At 45.8% G+C, this 15,747-nt stretch carries 12 protein-coding genes and 1 pseudogene; 9 read left to right on the forward strand and 4 right to left on the reverse strand.

The features are described 5' to 3' along the window. Window positions 1-12: 12 nt before the first annotated feature. The gene (gene paaA / locus FTU50_RS11690) at window positions 13-957 is read right to left on the reverse strand and encodes a 1,2-phenylacetyl-CoA epoxidase subunit PaaA (protein ID WP_104498663.1); all 945 of its coding nucleotides are present in this window, start codon (window positions 955-957) and stop codon (window positions 13-15) included. 261 nt (window positions 958-1,218) lie between these two features. On the opposite strand from paaA, the gene paaZ reads away from it, so the two are divergent. The 3 genes from paaZ (at window position 1,219) to FTU50_RS11705 (ending at window position 5,723) form a co-directional block, all read left to right on the forward strand. Then, window positions 1,219-3,336, forward strand: a complete 2,118-nt coding sequence (paaZ, locus tag FTU50_RS11695) for a phenylacetic acid degradation bifunctional protein PaaZ (RefSeq protein ID WP_180054562.1) — start codon at window positions 1,219-1,221, stop codon at window positions 3,334-3,336. Between the two features lie 200 nt (window positions 3,337-3,536). Further along, window positions 3,537-4,961 carry an MFS transporter gene (locus FTU50_RS11700; protein ID WP_180054563.1) on the forward strand — a complete coding sequence of 475 codons (1,425 nt, stop codon included), beginning with the start codon at window positions 3,537-3,539 and terminating at the stop codon, window positions 4,959-4,961. A gap of 267 nt (window positions 4,962-5,228) precedes the next feature. Continuing rightward, window positions 5,229-5,723: a Dps family protein gene (locus FTU50_RS11705; RefSeq protein WP_005177343.1), complete on the forward strand. Its 495-nt coding sequence runs from the start codon at window positions 5,229-5,231 to the stop codon at window positions 5,721-5,723. Between the two features lie 247 nt (window positions 5,724-5,970). Here FTU50_RS11705 and FTU50_RS11710 read toward each other — a convergent pair whose 3' ends face one another. The 3 genes from FTU50_RS11710 to FTU50_RS11720 form a co-directional block, all read right to left on the reverse strand. Then, window positions 5,971-6,345 (reverse strand): transposase, encoded by a 375-nt coding sequence (locus FTU50_RS11710; RefSeq protein WP_168383022.1) that lies wholly within the window; start codon window positions 6,343-6,345, stop codon window positions 5,971-5,973. 185 nt (window positions 6,346-6,530) lie between these two features. Next, entirely contained in the window at window positions 6,531-7,520 is a 990-nt protein-coding gene (locus FTU50_RS11715) for an AraC family transcriptional regulator ligand-binding domain-containing protein (RefSeq protein WP_180054565.1), read from the reverse strand. Further along, window positions 7,517-8,440, reverse strand: a complete 924-nt coding sequence (locus FTU50_RS11720) for a GGDEF domain-containing protein (protein WP_168398424.1) — start codon at window positions 8,438-8,440, stop codon at window positions 7,517-7,519. Before FTU50_RS11720 ends, FTU50_RS11715 begins: the two co-directional genes overlap by 4 nt. A 317-nt stretch (window positions 8,441-8,757) precedes the next feature. On the opposite strand from FTU50_RS11720, the gene FTU50_RS11725 reads away from it, so the two are divergent. The 6 genes and pseudogenes from FTU50_RS11725 to FTU50_RS11750 all read left to right on the forward strand — a co-directional run. Beyond that, complete coding sequence (locus FTU50_RS11725; protein ID WP_180054567.1) at window positions 8,758-11,217, forward strand: TonB-dependent receptor; 2,460 nt, start codon at window positions 8,758-8,760, stop codon at window positions 11,215-11,217. Window positions 11,218-11,275: 58 nt separating this feature from the next. Continuing rightward, window positions 11,276-13,243, forward strand: coding sequence for a phytase (locus FTU50_RS11730; RefSeq protein ID WP_104470849.1), 1,968 nt, complete (start codon window positions 11,276-11,278; stop codon window positions 13,241-13,243). Between the two features lie 71 nt (window positions 13,244-13,314). Beyond that, the gene (gene tolQ, locus FTU50_RS11735) at window positions 13,315-14,001 is read left to right on the forward strand and encodes a protein TolQ (protein WP_104489727.1); all 687 of its coding nucleotides are present in this window, start codon (window positions 13,315-13,317) and stop codon (window positions 13,999-14,001) included. Window positions 14,002-14,007: 6 nt separating this feature from the next. Continuing rightward, complete coding sequence (gene tolR, locus FTU50_RS11740; protein WP_075166740.1) at window positions 14,008-14,454, forward strand: protein TolR; 447 nt, start codon at window positions 14,008-14,010, stop codon at window positions 14,452-14,454. After that, the gene (locus FTU50_RS11745) at window positions 14,451-15,245 is read left to right on the forward strand and encodes an energy transducer TonB (protein WP_075166739.1); all 795 of its coding nucleotides are present in this window, start codon (window positions 14,451-14,453) and stop codon (window positions 15,243-15,245) included. The genes tolR and FTU50_RS11745 overlap by 4 nt, the downstream gene beginning before the upstream one ends. Window positions 15,246-15,647: 402 nt before the next feature. After that, window positions 15,648-15,747 (forward strand): annotated as a pseudogene (locus FTU50_RS11750) (IS982 family transposase); the annotation flags it as partial.

The following is a 15,747-nucleotide window of genomic DNA, read 5'->3' on the forward strand; positions in this document are numbered from 1 at the left end:
TATGTGAGCTGTTTAAGCAACTTTCTGTTGTTGTTGCTGGGTCTGTTGTTTCTGGGCATAAACGGCTGCGGTATCACGCACCCATTTGCCGCCTTCCCAGGCTTTACGACGTGCTTCAATGCGTTCGTGGTTACATGGGCCTTTGCCGGCAATCACATCAAAGAATTCGGTCCAGTTAATTTCACCAAACTCGTAATGGCCAGTGTCTTGATTAAAACGCAAATCTGGATCTGGCACGCTCAGGCCAAGCTGCAACACTTGTGGTACGGTGTTATCGACAAACTTCTGACGCAGTTCATCATTACTGAAACGTTTGATTTTCCAGGCCATACTTTGCGCGCTGTTCGGCGAGTTGTCATCGCTTGGACCAAACATCATCAGCGCCGGCCACCAGAAACGGTTAACCGCATCTTGCGCCATCTGTTTTTGTTCTGACGTACCGTTGGCCAGTTGCATCATGGCTTCAAAGCCCTGACGCTGATGGAAACTTTCTTCTTTACAGATGCGCACCATGGCACGGGCATACGGACCATAAGAGGTACGGCAAAGCGCGACCTGATTCACAATCGCTGCGCCATCGACCAGCCAGCCAATCGCGGCTACATCGGCCCAGCTCAGGGTTGGATAGTTAAAGATGGATGAATATTTCATGCGACCGGCAATCAGCTTGTCCATCATGTCGTCACGATCGGCGCCCAGAGTTTCTGCCGCGCTGTACAGATACAGCGCATGACCGGCTTCATCCTGCACTTTGGCCAGCAATACGGCCTTACGTTTTAGGCTAGGTGCACGGGTAATCCAGTTGCCTTCTGGCAACATGCCGACCACTTCGGAATGTGCATGCTGGCCAATCTGGCGAATCAGGGTTTTACGGTAAGCCTCTGGCATCCAGTTTTTAGGTTCAATTGAAATGTCCTTTTCAATTGCCTGCTCAAAGCTGTGAAGTTGATTTGTCATTTTATCCTCACTTATCCCAAGTGTTCTGGTATTAAAATTAAAACGATACATTTTAAAAATCAATATTAATTTTTAAGTATCAAATAAAATAATCCACAAAATTAAATCAATTTATTGTTTTTTAATATTTTTATTTTTTAAAAAATTTTTTATTGCAAAATTTGAGCAGAAATATGATTGACAAAAGCGCGTTAAAGTCAGAAATTATGAAACATCAAAACTAAAATATTACTCAAAACGTATCATAAAAGGAGTTATATCATGCTTGAGTTAGACACCCAGACAGCGCAGACGGAATCACAAGCGACTGATTATTCAAGCGTTCGCCCGGCACTGAAGACCTTAAGCTCACTGGTATGCGGTCAGGAATTTGTCGCCAGTCAGGATTTCCGTCCGGTACAGCATGCCATTACCGGTGAAACCATTTATCAGGTCAGTAGCTTTGGCCTTGATACCCGTGCGGTGGTCGACTATGCCAAACAGCATGGCGCGGCCATTGCTTCCTGGACTTTTCATCAGCGTGCCAATGCGCTAAAACAGGTGGCGCAATATCTGCTGGAACGTAAAGAAGACTTTTATGAACTGGCCAAAGCCACCGGCTGTACCCGTAAAGATGCCTGGATTGATGTCGAAGGCGGTATTGGCACCCTATTTGCCTACTCTAGTCTGGTGCGCCGTGAACTGAGCGATGAAACCGCCTGGGTGGAAGACAGCTGGATTCCGCTGTCCAAGCATGGCTCTTTTGGTGCCAAACACGTCTTAAGCCCGAAAGCAGGCGTGGCGGTGCATATTAATGCCTTTAACTTCCCGATCTGGGGCATGCTGGAAAAAATCGCGCCCACCTTGTTGGCCGGTGTACCGTGTATTGTTAAACCGGCGACCGAAGGTGCCGAGCTGACCCATGCGGTGGTCAAAGCCATTCATGCCAGTGGGTATTTACCAGAAGGTGCATTGCAGCTGATTTGCGGCCAGACTTATGACCTGTTTGAGCAGCTGACTCCACAAGATACGGTGACTTTCACGGGTTCTGCGGCAACCGGCCAGAAATTACGTGCACATCCGCACCTGAATCAGTACTCGATTCCATTTAGCATGGAAGCCGATTCCGTCAACAGTGCCATTCTGACGGAACAGGCTAGCGATACGGCGATTGACCTGTTTGTGCGTGAAGTCTTCCGTGAAATGACCAGCAAAGCCGGACAGAAATGTACTGCAATTCGTCGCGCTTTTGTGCCACGTGAACTTTTAGCGACCGTGCAGGAACGTTTGATTGCCAAGCTGCAAAAAGTGGTAGTCGGTAATCCGGAGCTGGATCAGGTCACCATGGGTGCACTGGCCAGCCTCAAACAGAAACAGGACGTGGCGGCCAAGGTGGAACAGTTAAGCCAGGAAGCCCAAATTGTCTTTGGTAGCCATTTACGTCAGGACTTTAGTATTCAGGCCGATCAACCCGAACTCGGCGCATTCTATCCGCCAACTATACTGGTCTGTGAACAGCCTGAACAGGCCAGCAGCCTGCATCAGATTGAAGCCTTTGGTCCGGTGGTAACGCTGATGGCATATGATCATCTGGCACAACTGGCCGGTCTGGTGGCACGCGGTGAAGGTAGTCTGGTGGCCTCGGTGGTACGTGATTGCGAGCAGAATATTGAACAGCTGATTGCCAAGATTGCCCCGTGGCATGGCCGTGTGCATGTGCTGGATGAGGAAAGCGCCAAAGAAAGTACCGGTCATGGTTCGCCATTGCCGCATCTGGTGCATGGTGGTCCGGGTCGTGCTGGTGGAGGTGAGGAACTGGGCGGCTTGCGCGCGGTAAAACATTATATGCAACGTACCGCAATTCAAGGTTCACCGAATGCCATGACCCAGATTGGGCATAGCTGGACCGCCGGTGCTCAGGTGTTTGAAGATCGGGTTCATCCATTTAAAAAATCGTTTGATGAATTACGTGTTGGTGAACGTCTGCTCACCGCACGCCGTACCGTAACCGAGGCCGATCTGGTGAACTTCGCCTGCTTAAGCGGTGATTATTTCTATGCACATATGGACAAAATTGCCGCGGCAGAATCGCTGTTTGAAGAGCGTGTCGCACACGGCTACTTTGTGGTGTCGGCCGCAGCCGGTCTGTTTGTTGATGCTGCGCCTGGCCCGGTGATTGCTAACTACGGCATGGACAACCTGCGCTTTGTCGAGCCGGTGAAAATTGGTGATACCATTCAGGTCGAGCTGACCTGCAAACAGAAAACCCCGAAACAGCAACGCGACCCAAGCCAGAAGCCACACGGCGTGGTGGTGTGGGATATTAAAGTGAAAAACCAGCGCAATGAACTGGTCGCCACCTACGATATTCTGACCTTGGTAGAGCGCGGCGAAGTTTAAGCCGATCTGTTTTAGCTCCAAAAAAGGAATATTTATGATTCCTTTTTTTATTTATACTTAAAAATATGTATCTTTTTATTCAGAACAGATTGACCCGCTGTACAGAAAGGAATAAATTGAAGATAGACGATACAAAACAAAAATAACATGGTTTAAAACGTATCATATTATCTTATACGTTCAGCACAGGAAGTTGCACAATGAATGATAAAACTCTAGAGATAGATGCGGTTGAAAGGAATATTCAACCCGAAAGCAAACAGTTTGAAGTGGCTCATCCCATCGACCTGCCGGCCACGCCTAGTTCGCAGGACAGCAGCAGTACCTATCAGTGGTATGTGGTGATTATCTGTATGGTGGCCTATATCCTGTCTTTTGTAGACCGCCAGATTCTGTCCTTAATGATTGAGCCAATTAAGGCCGATTTAATGCTCAGTGATACCCAGTTTAGTTTATTGCAAGGCCTGGCCTTCTCGCTGTTCTATGCCTTTATGGGCGTGCCCATTGCCGCACTGGCCGATAAAAAATCACGGATTAAAATTATTTCCATCGGCATTGCCTTCTGGAGTCTGGCCACAGCGGCTTGTGGTTTAAGTAAAAACTTCATCCAGATGTTTTTAGCACGTTTAAGTGTCGGTGCCGGTGAAGCGGCCCTGTCGCCTGCCTTCTATTCGATTGTGGCTGACCTGTTCCCGAAAGAAAAACTCGGCCGTGCTTTGGGTGTTTATGCGATTGGCGCCTTTATTGGTTCTGGTCTAGCCTTCCTGATTGGTGGCTACGTGATTGGCTTATTAAAAGAAGTTGATTTTGTGGTGCTACCGCTGATTGGTGAATTAAAAACCTGGCAACTGACTTTCTTTATTGTCGGTTTACCGGGCGTATTATTGGCCCTGGTGATGATTCTGACCGTACGTGAACCCAGCCGTAAAGGCGTGAAAGTCGGTCAGGATGGTGAAGTGGTTAAAGCCTCATTTAAAAACTCGGTGGCTTTTATTAAATTGCACAAGAAAACCTTCTTCTGTCATTTTATTGGCTTCTCTTTCTACACCATGATGCTGTATTCCCTATTAGGCTGGGCACCGGCCTATTACATGCGTCATTTTGGCCTCGATGCCAGTCAGACCGGTTATGTCTTGGGCTGTATTATTCTGGTGGCGAATACGGCGGGCGCGCTGTTCTGCGGCTGGCTCATCGACTTTTTCTCCAAACGTGGCTATAGCGATGCTGCCATTCGTGCCGGTGCTTTGGGCTGTGCAGCGCTGATTATTCCAAGCGTGCTATTCACTCAGGTAGATAATCTGTACTTATCGTTTGCGCTGATTTTTGTGGCGATGTTCTTCTCGACCTTCCCGATTCCAGCCTCGGCTGCCGCGACACAAATGCTGACCCCCAACCAGCTCCGTGCTCAGGTTTCTGCCAAATTCCTGCTGATCTCCAACCTGATTGCCTTGGGTGTGGGTACTACGGCTGTGGCTTTAATTACCGATAACTATTTTGAAAACACACTGATGGTTGGCAACTCGATTTCAATTGTCAATGCAGTGGCCGGTGTGATTGGCGTATTCCTGCTGTATAAAGGTTGTCGCTATTATCGTGACAGTATCCAGCATGAAAAATTGAACTAAGTGCTCCATCCCTGATGAAGAATGAGCCGGCCTCATTCTTCATTTATTTCTGGCAGATCATCCATCCTATCTCATCTTCCCTGTTCAAATTGACTTTTCTATCTCCTAATCTGCGCGTTCTCAGCATCTTCAAAATTCCTCTGATTTCTGGTGATGATGCTTATACAGTATTACTACCATCTGCAATCTTTTTGCAGCAGCAACTGTGCTACATTCATGTATGTTGATCATCTGATTCCTTATAACGACAAGCTTTGGGAGCGACTCATGGCGAAAATGAAAAAAGCATCGATGCATATTGATATTGGTATTTCTGAAGATAACCGGGCCAAAATTGTCGAAGGGCTTTCCCGACTTCTGGCCGACAGTTATACCCTATATTTAATGACCCATAATTTCCACTGGAACGTGACCGGGCCACAGTTTAACAGCCTGCACACCATGTTTATGACGCAATATACCGAGCAATGGAATGCACTGGATGTTATTGCCGAGCGGATTCGTGCGCTGGGTTTTCCGGCGCCGGGAACCTATAAAGAATTTGTAAAACTGGCGTCGATTGAAGAAGTCGAAGGTGTACCAAAAGCCAATGAAATGGTGGAGTTATTGGTTCGTGCCCATGAAACAGTTGCCCGTACCGCACGCAGTATTTTTGATGTGGTGGAAGAAGCCAATGACCAGCCAACTGCGGATGTACTGACCCAACGATTGGAAGTCCATGAAAAAACTGCCTGGATGTTAAGAAGCCTGTTAGAAGAATAAATAGATGAAGAATAAAACCGGGGCGATGCTCCGGTTTTATTTTGGGTGTTTTTAAGCTGCCTACATGGCAGTGAACGTGGTGAAGAGGCGCTGATTGCTTTGGCGAATTTTCTAAGCTGCCTGTATGGGGTCGTATCCATACCCGCACGCATGTCCATGGGCTGGGTAGACAACCAGATTTCATCGATACGGATCATTTGATCAAGCCCTGAAGTAAAAGCAGTAATTCAGTTGCAGACTCCACCGGTCATTCGATTTCGATCATCTGATCCCTTACGGAACATTGTTCATCATGTAATGGAATCCTGATATGAGCGGTAGCTTTCCTCTCTGGCACAGGTGGCGGAGGTGCTTCTTGTTTGACTGGCGTCGGGTGAAGAATGACGGGAAGGAAGTCGGTCTGTGGACAAGATGGGGTTGTTAATGATGGAACCATTGATCTGGACTGACGAATCCATTTATGCAACAGATTGGCATTGATCTGATGTTGCATTGCGACCTTAGCCACCGATGTATCTGGCTGCTGGCATTGCTGAATAAGTTGATGTTTAAATTCAGCAGTGAAGGTTCGACGGGGCTTTTTTAGCGTTGGTGTGCTGTCTATAACTATCTTTAAATCCATAAATAGGTGTCCACTTAAAATTTAGTGGACACTATCGCGGTATTAATGAGTTAGAAAAAGTGGGGCTCAGCGGACGCTTACAAATAACGGAAATTAAATTGCAACTCACTTGGAAATCCGAGACATCAATCAAGGCCTCAACTCAAAGCCGAAACCTGTCCCAGCTCTCTATAAAATCCTCTAAATCAGGATACAACCACATTACTCCAGCGCTTAAATGCCCTTCTAAAATTATGAATATCATTAATATTTAAATAGTCGGCGACCAGCTCATCGTTATAGGCAAATAAGGTCTTTAATTGTATAGACGTAAACAAACGGGCCTGATCCAGCATTTGCTGATAACTGGTATTATGTTTATTCAATCTTCGCTTAAAACTCGCAATACTGATTTGAAAATATTCTGCACATTCTTCCAGATTCGGTGCCTGATGAATGTTACGAATCAAAAAATGATGTACCTCTTGCAGAAAGCTCTGCTCCAGACCGGACTGTTGTTGCAGCACTTTCGCCTGATGATAGTAGGCTTGGCGCATCGCACTGGTTTGATAATTCTGTTTTTGTGTGCATTCCTGAATATCAATCTGTATGGCATTCACCAGACTATTAAATTGAATATTCTCTCCCAGATGTTCCCAGAACTGCTCAATAAATTCCGGCTCTGCACCGACAAAGTGATAGTTCATCTTCAGCTCTTCTTGGGTACTATTGAGCAAAATTGTCCGGACAGCCGTCATGGCACTAATAACCAGAGAGGTGGCATGACGCTCCTGGCTATTTAGCCAGAACAGAATAATTTTATGATCAGAATAGTAAGCCACCGGCGTCAGCCAAGGGCTTAAATATATATGAAACTCGACATAGCGCTGTATCGCTTCTTTAATATTCTGGCTATACGCAATGGCATTTAAGGCCGGATGAGTTAAAGTTTCAATATAACGCTGTCCAAATAAAAATTGCACTTCAGGATGCATAATACTCTCATGCAAATTCCTGATCATGTGTATCAGCTGTTCGACACTAACACACTGATTCACCGAGATCAGCCCCTCAATAAACACCGGTGTTCCTTTTAAAATACGGTTAGGATTTACACCGTACATCTCAGCTAAATCAATCAATAATGCAGGTGCCAGATAAGTCGGCAGAATCAACTGATCATTCTGATAGCTCATACCGACATCCTTGTTCTTAACTTGATAATCTGCTGATGTTTCATCTGTTCATATAATTTCTGGATTTCCGTAGCTGGGCTGTCTTGTTGAACTTCACTGATGGTATAGCGGCAGTCGATGTTAAATTTCTGAAAATCCTGATGTGTATAAAAGATTTGTGACTGAATACATTTCTGCAATTCTCTGGCCATGATCTCAACCTGTGCATCAGCCAGATCCAGCAGCATCAAAATAAATTTGTCACCGGCCAAACGGCAGACCAGATCACACGGTCGGATATTCAGACTGATGGTTTGTGCAATGACCGACAAGACCTGATTGCCCGTGTCAAAACCAAACTCTCTATTGATGGCGCTTAAATCTTTAATATTGATCATCATCAGATGGATATTTTTTGCCGAATGATGGCGCTGGTTAATTTCATGCTGTAATTGCTGTTTAAAGTATTGGGCATCTGCCAGCGGTGTAATCGCATCAAATAAACGGTGATCCCGAAATACATGCTCTTTGGTTTGCAGTTTTCTGGACAAGACCAGCTGCTCTTTATGCCAGTTCACCATGGCAATGGTCAGCACAATAAAACCGATAGGGGTAGTAAAGGATTCCATTAAATCATCCCAAACCAATGTTTTGGGGATGGCAATAAATTCATCCAGCACATCCATCCATAAAGCCAGAAAGACAAAGGTCAGTCCCCAATAAAAATATCGGGTCACATAGCCTCTTGGACGGCTTTTCAGAATGAGATAAATCCATAATAAAGTCAGTAAACAGGCCAGCCCCTCCCCAATCACATCAATCACCTGAATTTCACTGTATGCTTTAAAATTTCCGGACAGCATAAAAAAAGCCAGACAAGCGATGGCCATGATCATCACCAGTAAAAAGTGCCGTGGATAGTAGAAGAATGGTTTTAGCATAGCCCAAACATGATTATTGTTTTCATAAGCTAATCAGTATTTTATGACAATTTAATTGCAAGCCGCTTTTGCCCGATTTTCAAATCAGCTCAGGATAAATTTTAAAAAGTCTGGCGCTTCGCTTTTAATGACACTGCTAACAGGCCCTTATACGCATTTCTGCTCTTCATGAGCCTAAAAATTTCCATCAAATCAGCTCAAACCGGACTGAAACATCGGTGGATATCATTCCAGCTTTTGTTATTGTCATCATTTAGTCATTGACCAAATTTAAGGTGCTCAACAAACAGCCATTGCGCTCTTTGGGGATAATATAAATGAGCACTCATTGCAGTAATAAAACAGCAGCATTTACCTTTAAGGTCAGCACTTTAGTGCTATGTATGTTGGCCACTGGCCATAGTCTGGCGGCCGAAACCGCAACCGAATACGTCCGTGTAATTGGACAGGCCGCAAGTATCAATGAAGCATTAAAAGAACAGCGCAAATCCGATTCGATTTCCAGCGTGGTGCATGCCGATGCCATTGCAAAACTACCCGATGATAACGCGGCGGAAGCCTTACAGCGCATCCCCGGGGTATCGACTGAACGTGACCAAGGAGAAGGCCGTTTTGTTACAGTGCGAGGTTTGGGCACTGATCTGAATGCGGTTACGATTAATGGCACGCTGGTTCCTGCACCAGAAGCATCGCGCCGTGGTGTAGCGCTGGATGTCTTACCTGCAGAACTGGTGCAGTCTTTAACCGTGGTTAAAACCTTAACTCCAGATATGGATGCAAACTCACTGGGCGGGACCATTCAGGTTGAAAGTCTGTCGGCGTTTGATCATGACGGCCTGTTTTATACGGCTGCAGTTGAAGGCGGTTATGATGAAAAACGTGAAGAATATAGCCCGAAAGTATCAGGTGCGGTGAGCCAGAAATTCAGTCTCGGTTCCGGCACCGATAATTTTGGTGTCGCTGCAGCCCTGAGCTGGCAAGAGCGTACCTTTGGTTCAGATAACGTTGAAACCGGAGGGAAATGGGAGGATGGCCTGCTCGAAGAAACAGAAATGCGTCAATATGATATTGAACGTGAACGTCTGGGCGCGGGCCTGAATTTCGATTTTCGACCAAATAAGAACAGTGAATACTATTTACGTACCTTATATAGCCGCTTCCAGGACAATGAAACCCGTCAGGCTGCAGGTGTTGAATTTTCCGATCCACTCGCCATAAATACACCTGGCAGCGCAGAAGTAGTTCGTGAACTGAAAGAACGTGAAGAAACCCAGGAAATTAAATCCTTTGTACTGGGCGGTAAAAACCGTTTTGATCAGTGGACGCTGGAAGCCCAGCTCGGCTATAGCGAAGCCTCGGAAAAGAATCCGGGCGGTATTGCCGGTGCCGGATTTGTCGGTGAATTTGATGATCTGCAATATTCAAGCACGCGTATTCCTGTCGTGAAAGGCGCGGCCAGCTTCTATGACCCAAGCCGATATGAACTCGATGAAGTGGAATGGGAAAAAAGTACAGCCAAAGATAAAGAGAAAAATGCCAAATTCGATCTGAGCCGCGATTATCTGCTCAACGATTATGCATCTGTCTTCAAATTTGGGGCAAAAGTCAGCCAGCGCACCAAAACCAATGATACCGAAATCTGGAAAGTTGAAGATTTAGACACATCCCCTGCCCATTTTGGTTCAAACGGTCATTATGAACTGGCACAGTTCGGCCCGACCTTGTCTAGTGGCCCGATCCATAATCAACTGGCCCAGCTCAACCTGAATGACTGGCGAGATGCTGAAGAATCGGTCATCAGCGATTATAAAACTTCGGAAGATATTCATGCTGCTTACGTCATGAATACCATTGATTTTGATCGGTTACGGGTGATTGCGGGTTTACGCTATGAAGATACCGATTTTGAAACACAAGGCTATCGGATTCTGGATGGTGAAAGCACGTCTGTTTCCACCCAAAATGATTATGATCACTGGTTACCGAGCCTGCATCTTAAATATCAGTTGAGTAGCAATGCTATTTTAAGAGCCGCATGGACCAATACTGTGGTACGTCCAAACTTTGAACAATCCCGACCGGGAATTTATATTGATGGTGATGAAGCCGAGTTTGGTAATCTAAATCTTAAAGCGCTGGAAGCCTCCAACTTCGATTTAGGCGTAGAGAAATACTTTGGTGATGCCAGCGTAATTTCCATGAATGCGTTCTATAAAGATATTGATCACTTTATTTATAACGCTAACGTTGCAGGCACTGGTGACTGGACTGATTTTGATGAAGCCATGACTTTCAAAAACGGTTCATCCGCCAAAATTTACGGTGTAGAACTCGGCTATAGCCAAAAATGGCATAACTTCATCTTTGGTCTCAACAGCACCTTCAGTCGTGCCAAAGCCGATATTGATGGTATGGTCGATGGTGAATTGATGACCCGAACCATTAATTTCCCAAGCCAATCTAAAGTGGTCGGTAATGCCATGATCGGCTGGGAAAACGACCGTGTGGGTCTGCGTCTTGCCGCCAACTATAAATCCCGTTATCTGAATGAAATTTCTGGCATTGATGAGCCAGAAAAAGATTTATATACCGATGATCAGGTGTTTGTTGATTTGAGTGGTCATGTGAATTTTAACAAAAATATCCAGCTGTTCTTTAATGCACAAAACCTGACCGATGAAGTGTATTACAACTATAACGGCAATCGTCATTATAACGCGCAATACGAAGAATACGGCCCGAGCTATAAAGTTGGTCTGAAATTCACACATTTCTAAGCCTTTAGCTCACCCAAAGCCACTTTGGCTTTGGGTACTTTTTATTTAGAGAAAAATCATGACAATGCTTTTTAAATTAAGCACCTTCTGTGCAGCGCTTGTGGCTTTATCTGGCTGTGCCTCCTCTGCTCATACCCAAAAAAACACCATCAGCAGCCCTCTTCATCTGGAACAGACTGTTTCAGCACTGGATCAGCCTGCGCTGCCGGTGGAGCAAATTTTCAAGTTACCCATCACCGTCGAAGATGCACATTGGATTGAGATTGATGGTTTAAATGCTCAAGTGCTCACCAGCAGCAAAACCCAAGGCCTAAGCCTGTGGAATTCAAATGCCCAACGTGTACAGCATATTCCCGGCTCGTTCAGTAAAATTGACTATCGCAGCATTGGCCAACAGCTGATTATCCAGACCACTGATTTACTTCAGCAGCGACCGGTCATTTTCCGTTTTGATTTAAACACCGGAACCTGGGCAAAGCCTGTCTATCTGGCGGCCCGTAGCTTTAAAACCGAAGATAACTGCCTGTATCTCACGCCTGATCAATCTTTATATAGCTTTCTGGTGGGAGAAGAAGGTATCGGGGAGCAATGGATGATTCAGTCTGGAGGCTCAAACCAGATTAGCCCTCGTTTTATTCGTAACATGAGCCTGCCACCCAACAGTGGTTTTTGTGTGGTAGATGACCATCATGACAAATTGTACATCAATGAAGAAGATGTGGGCATTTGGGCTTATGAGACAGATCCTGAAGCAGATTTGATCCGATATCCAGTAGATTTGAATCATCCGCATGGATCAATTCTAGGCAATGTTAGCGGACTAAGCTTGATCGACAATGCACTGGCAGCAATGGATGAATCCAAAGCTGTGCTGTACCGCTATCGCATTGAGGGTACTTCATGGCACAAATTACCTCCACTCTCTCTACAGAATGTAGATGAGCCTGAACGTATCAGCCTGAAAGGTACCCAAGACCAGAAACAGCTGTTACTGGTTGATGATCAGATCAAGCTATTGAACATTGACTGGACCACGCAAGCCCTGCCTCCTAAAAAAGCAGGCTTAGCCATCCCGGCAGATGTCGAAACCGATTTGGTTCCAAGCCGTGGTGATGCGGCTGATGATCCCGCAATCTGGGTCAATCAGGCTAACCCACGTCTGTCACGTGTGCTGGGTACAGATAAACAAGGTGGCCTTGCGGTCTACGACCTGAACGGGAAACAGCTGCAATACTTAAAAGTCGGCCGTCTGAATAATGTTGATATTCGACCGAATTTCAAACTGGGGCAACAGACAGTCGATTTAGCCATCGCCACCAACCGCGATCAGAACAGCCTGCATCTGTTCAGCATCCATCAAAAAACCGGACAGGTCAAAGATTTAGGAGAACTGCCAACAGATCTCAATAACATCTATGGATTCTGTATGTACCAGAACCGGCAAGGTGAAACCTTTGCCATTCCAAACGATAAAAATGGCACTTTTGTGCAATATAAGATTCAAAGCAAGGCAAGCGGCCTAAGCGCAGAGGAAGTCCTCAGGTTTAAAGTGTCTAGTCAGCCTGAAGGCTGTGTGGTGGATGATGAACATGACCGGATCTATGTCGGTGAAGAAGCTAAAGCGGTGTGGACCACCAGGTTGGATGACCCTAAGCAGATTCAGCTAAAACCAGTGATCACTGTTGGGGAACAGGTCAAGGCGGACATTGAAGGACTGGCCATTTATAAAGGTCAAGTACGTGATTATCTGGTCATTTCCAGCCAGGGAGATGACAGTTATTTAATAGTCGATGCTGCCGCCCCTTATCAGCTGCGCGGGAAATTTAAAATCTCGGCCAATCTGAATCACGAGATTGATGCGGTCTCTGAAACGGACGGGCTTGAGGTGACCTCAGCCAATCTGGGAGGTATCTGGAAAAAAGGCATGCTGGTGGTTCAGGACGGACGTAAGCGTATGCCAGAAGGCAATCAGAACTACAAATATGTGGCCTGGGAAAAAATTGCACAAGCCTTGGGTCTGGAATAAACCCTTGCCTCAGGTACAGCCTACGGCGCTGTACCTGTGTTTCATCTAAGAATAATTTTATTGAGGTTTTTATGTCGAATCCATCTGCAGCACAGCTTTCAGTATGGGAGTTGATTAGCCATGCCAGTCTGCTGGTTCAAGCAGTAATGCTGATTTTATTACTGGCATCCATTATTAGCTGGTATGTCATTATTAAACAGAGTATTCGCCTGCGTCAGGAAACAGCTGCGAATAAAGTCTTTTTAAGCCAGTTCCGCCAACAACCTTTTCCGCTTGCCACAACCGAACCATCCGAGCCGAAATCAGGTGGTCTTGGGCAGATCTATCAGGCCGGCCTGGATGAATTTAATACACTTCAACATACCAGCACTCGCCTCTCCTCGGCAGCGGTGACTGATCAGGTTGAACGACGTTTGCTCACCAGTGTCAGTGAACAGGAAGAAAAACTGGAAAAGCACCTGAGTTTTCTGGCGACTGTGGGTTCAGTTAGTCCCTATATCGGTTTGTTTGGCACCGTCTGGGGCATCATGAATTCTTTTATTGGCCTGTCTCAGCTTGAACAAGCCACCCTTTCCGCTGTCGCACCGGGTATTGCGGAAGCATTAATTGCCACCGCCATTGGTTTATTTGCAGCCATTCCTGCGGTGATTGCCTATAACCGCCTGAGTGCCCGTGCAGAAAAAATTTCTAATAGTTATTACAGTTTCGGCAATGAATTACAAACCCGAATGCTGCGTTTTTTACAGGCAGGGAATTAATACCACATGCAGAAACGTCAGAAAAAGCACGCACTCAACGCAGAAATGAACGTTGTTCCCTATATCGACGTGATGCTCGTGCTGCTGGTGATTTTTATGGTCACTGCCCCCATGCTCACCCAAGGCATAAAAGTGAACTTGCCGAATTTGGAAGCTGAAACTCTGGTCACCCCCAAGGAACAAAAAGTCATTACTATCTCGATTCAGGAAGATGGCCGCTATTACTGGAATGTGGGCGAAAGTGTCGATACTGCACAAGTTACCGACCGGGCAACGAGTCTCACAGAAATGAAAGAAAAATTATCTCCACTGCTACAAATCCATCAGGATATTCAGGTCTTTATTCGTGCGGATCGTAGCGCCAATTATGAGCTTGTTGCCCAAACCATTGGACTGCTACAACAAAGTGGCGTTGAGCAATTAGGCCTAGTCACCGAGGAGCAGGATCAGTGAAAAGCATATCACGGATCAATCCAGCCACTGCTGTCGCTTTCTCTGTGACAGCTTTCCTGCATGCCACCCTGGTCTACAGCGTGTTAAACCAGAATTTTGACAGTCCCATCCAAGAAGTCGCACCCAAGTCGGTACAGGTTAAATTTGTACAGCTTCCAAAAGCTGACATATCACCTCAGCTCCAACCTGAACATGCGCCAACTCAAGAACCAGCTCAATCTCAAGTAATGCCCTCAGCCGCTGCACCAGTCCAGTCCGCGCCAACTCAACTCGCTCAGTCGGTTAAAGCAAAGCCTGCTTCAAACCAACCTGCCAAAGCCAGACCAGAGCCAAGTCCTCAACCCAAAGTCGCCAGCTCACCAGCAGTGACAGATCATACATCCACCACCATGCAAACTACTGCAGCAGTGACGCATGAGTCTCCTCCTGCACCGGCCAAGCCTGCTGCGACCACACAACCGGCGCCATCTGCCAGCAAACCGATAGTGGCGGAAAATACACAACCTCCGCCTGTATTTGATGAAAAAAACTACAAACCGATTTCAAAAGTGAAACCGGATTACCCAATGCGAGCTCTGGAGAATGAATTGGAAGGCAACTGCACGGTCGAATATAGCGTGAATACTCAAGGCCAAGTGGTAAATCCTAAAGCATTATCAGACTGTGATCCGATATTTGTGCGTCCTTCACTCAATGCAGCCCGGCAGTTCAAATACCAACCACGGATCGTCAATGGTCAGGCTGTTGAAGTTGCTAAAATTAAAAATACCTTTGAATACCGGATTGAATAAAGATGCTTAATAGGCTCAGTTCTTTGTATGGTCTATCTTTATGAAAACATCTAGATCACTGGATTATCTGTCATTCATTGGGGCTGATATGAGTGGCGCAAACATGAAGTCATCTCGATGCAAACAGGAACCCAGGTTGTTGAACTGAAAAATGGCCGACGGTAATGTAACACCAATTTTGTTCACCAGAGCAAAACTTTGATAAAGAAGCTTTGCATTATCCCGATTATTGAATTGAGCTCATATCCTATCGACAAAAATGCAAAATACCTCCTCCATCCCCAAATTCTTCTTCAAAAGCCAATTACTTAACCTGAATCGCGGATAAGAAATTGACTTGAAAAATAAGAGGACTAGAGCCATCAGTTGAGTTACCACACCAAACTCACAACTCTAGTCCTGATGTTCAATAGTACCGAATTATTCTGCGTAATTGATGATTTTTTTCTTAAATTTGAATCAACTTATTGGGAGTTTCTCAAACAAAACTGTGGTTCCTTAA

This window comes from Acinetobacter sp. YH12112 (assembly GCF_013418945.1).
In the GTDB taxonomy this organism is placed as follows: Bacteria; Pseudomonadota; Gammaproteobacteria; order Pseudomonadales; family Moraxellaceae; genus Acinetobacter; species Acinetobacter indicus.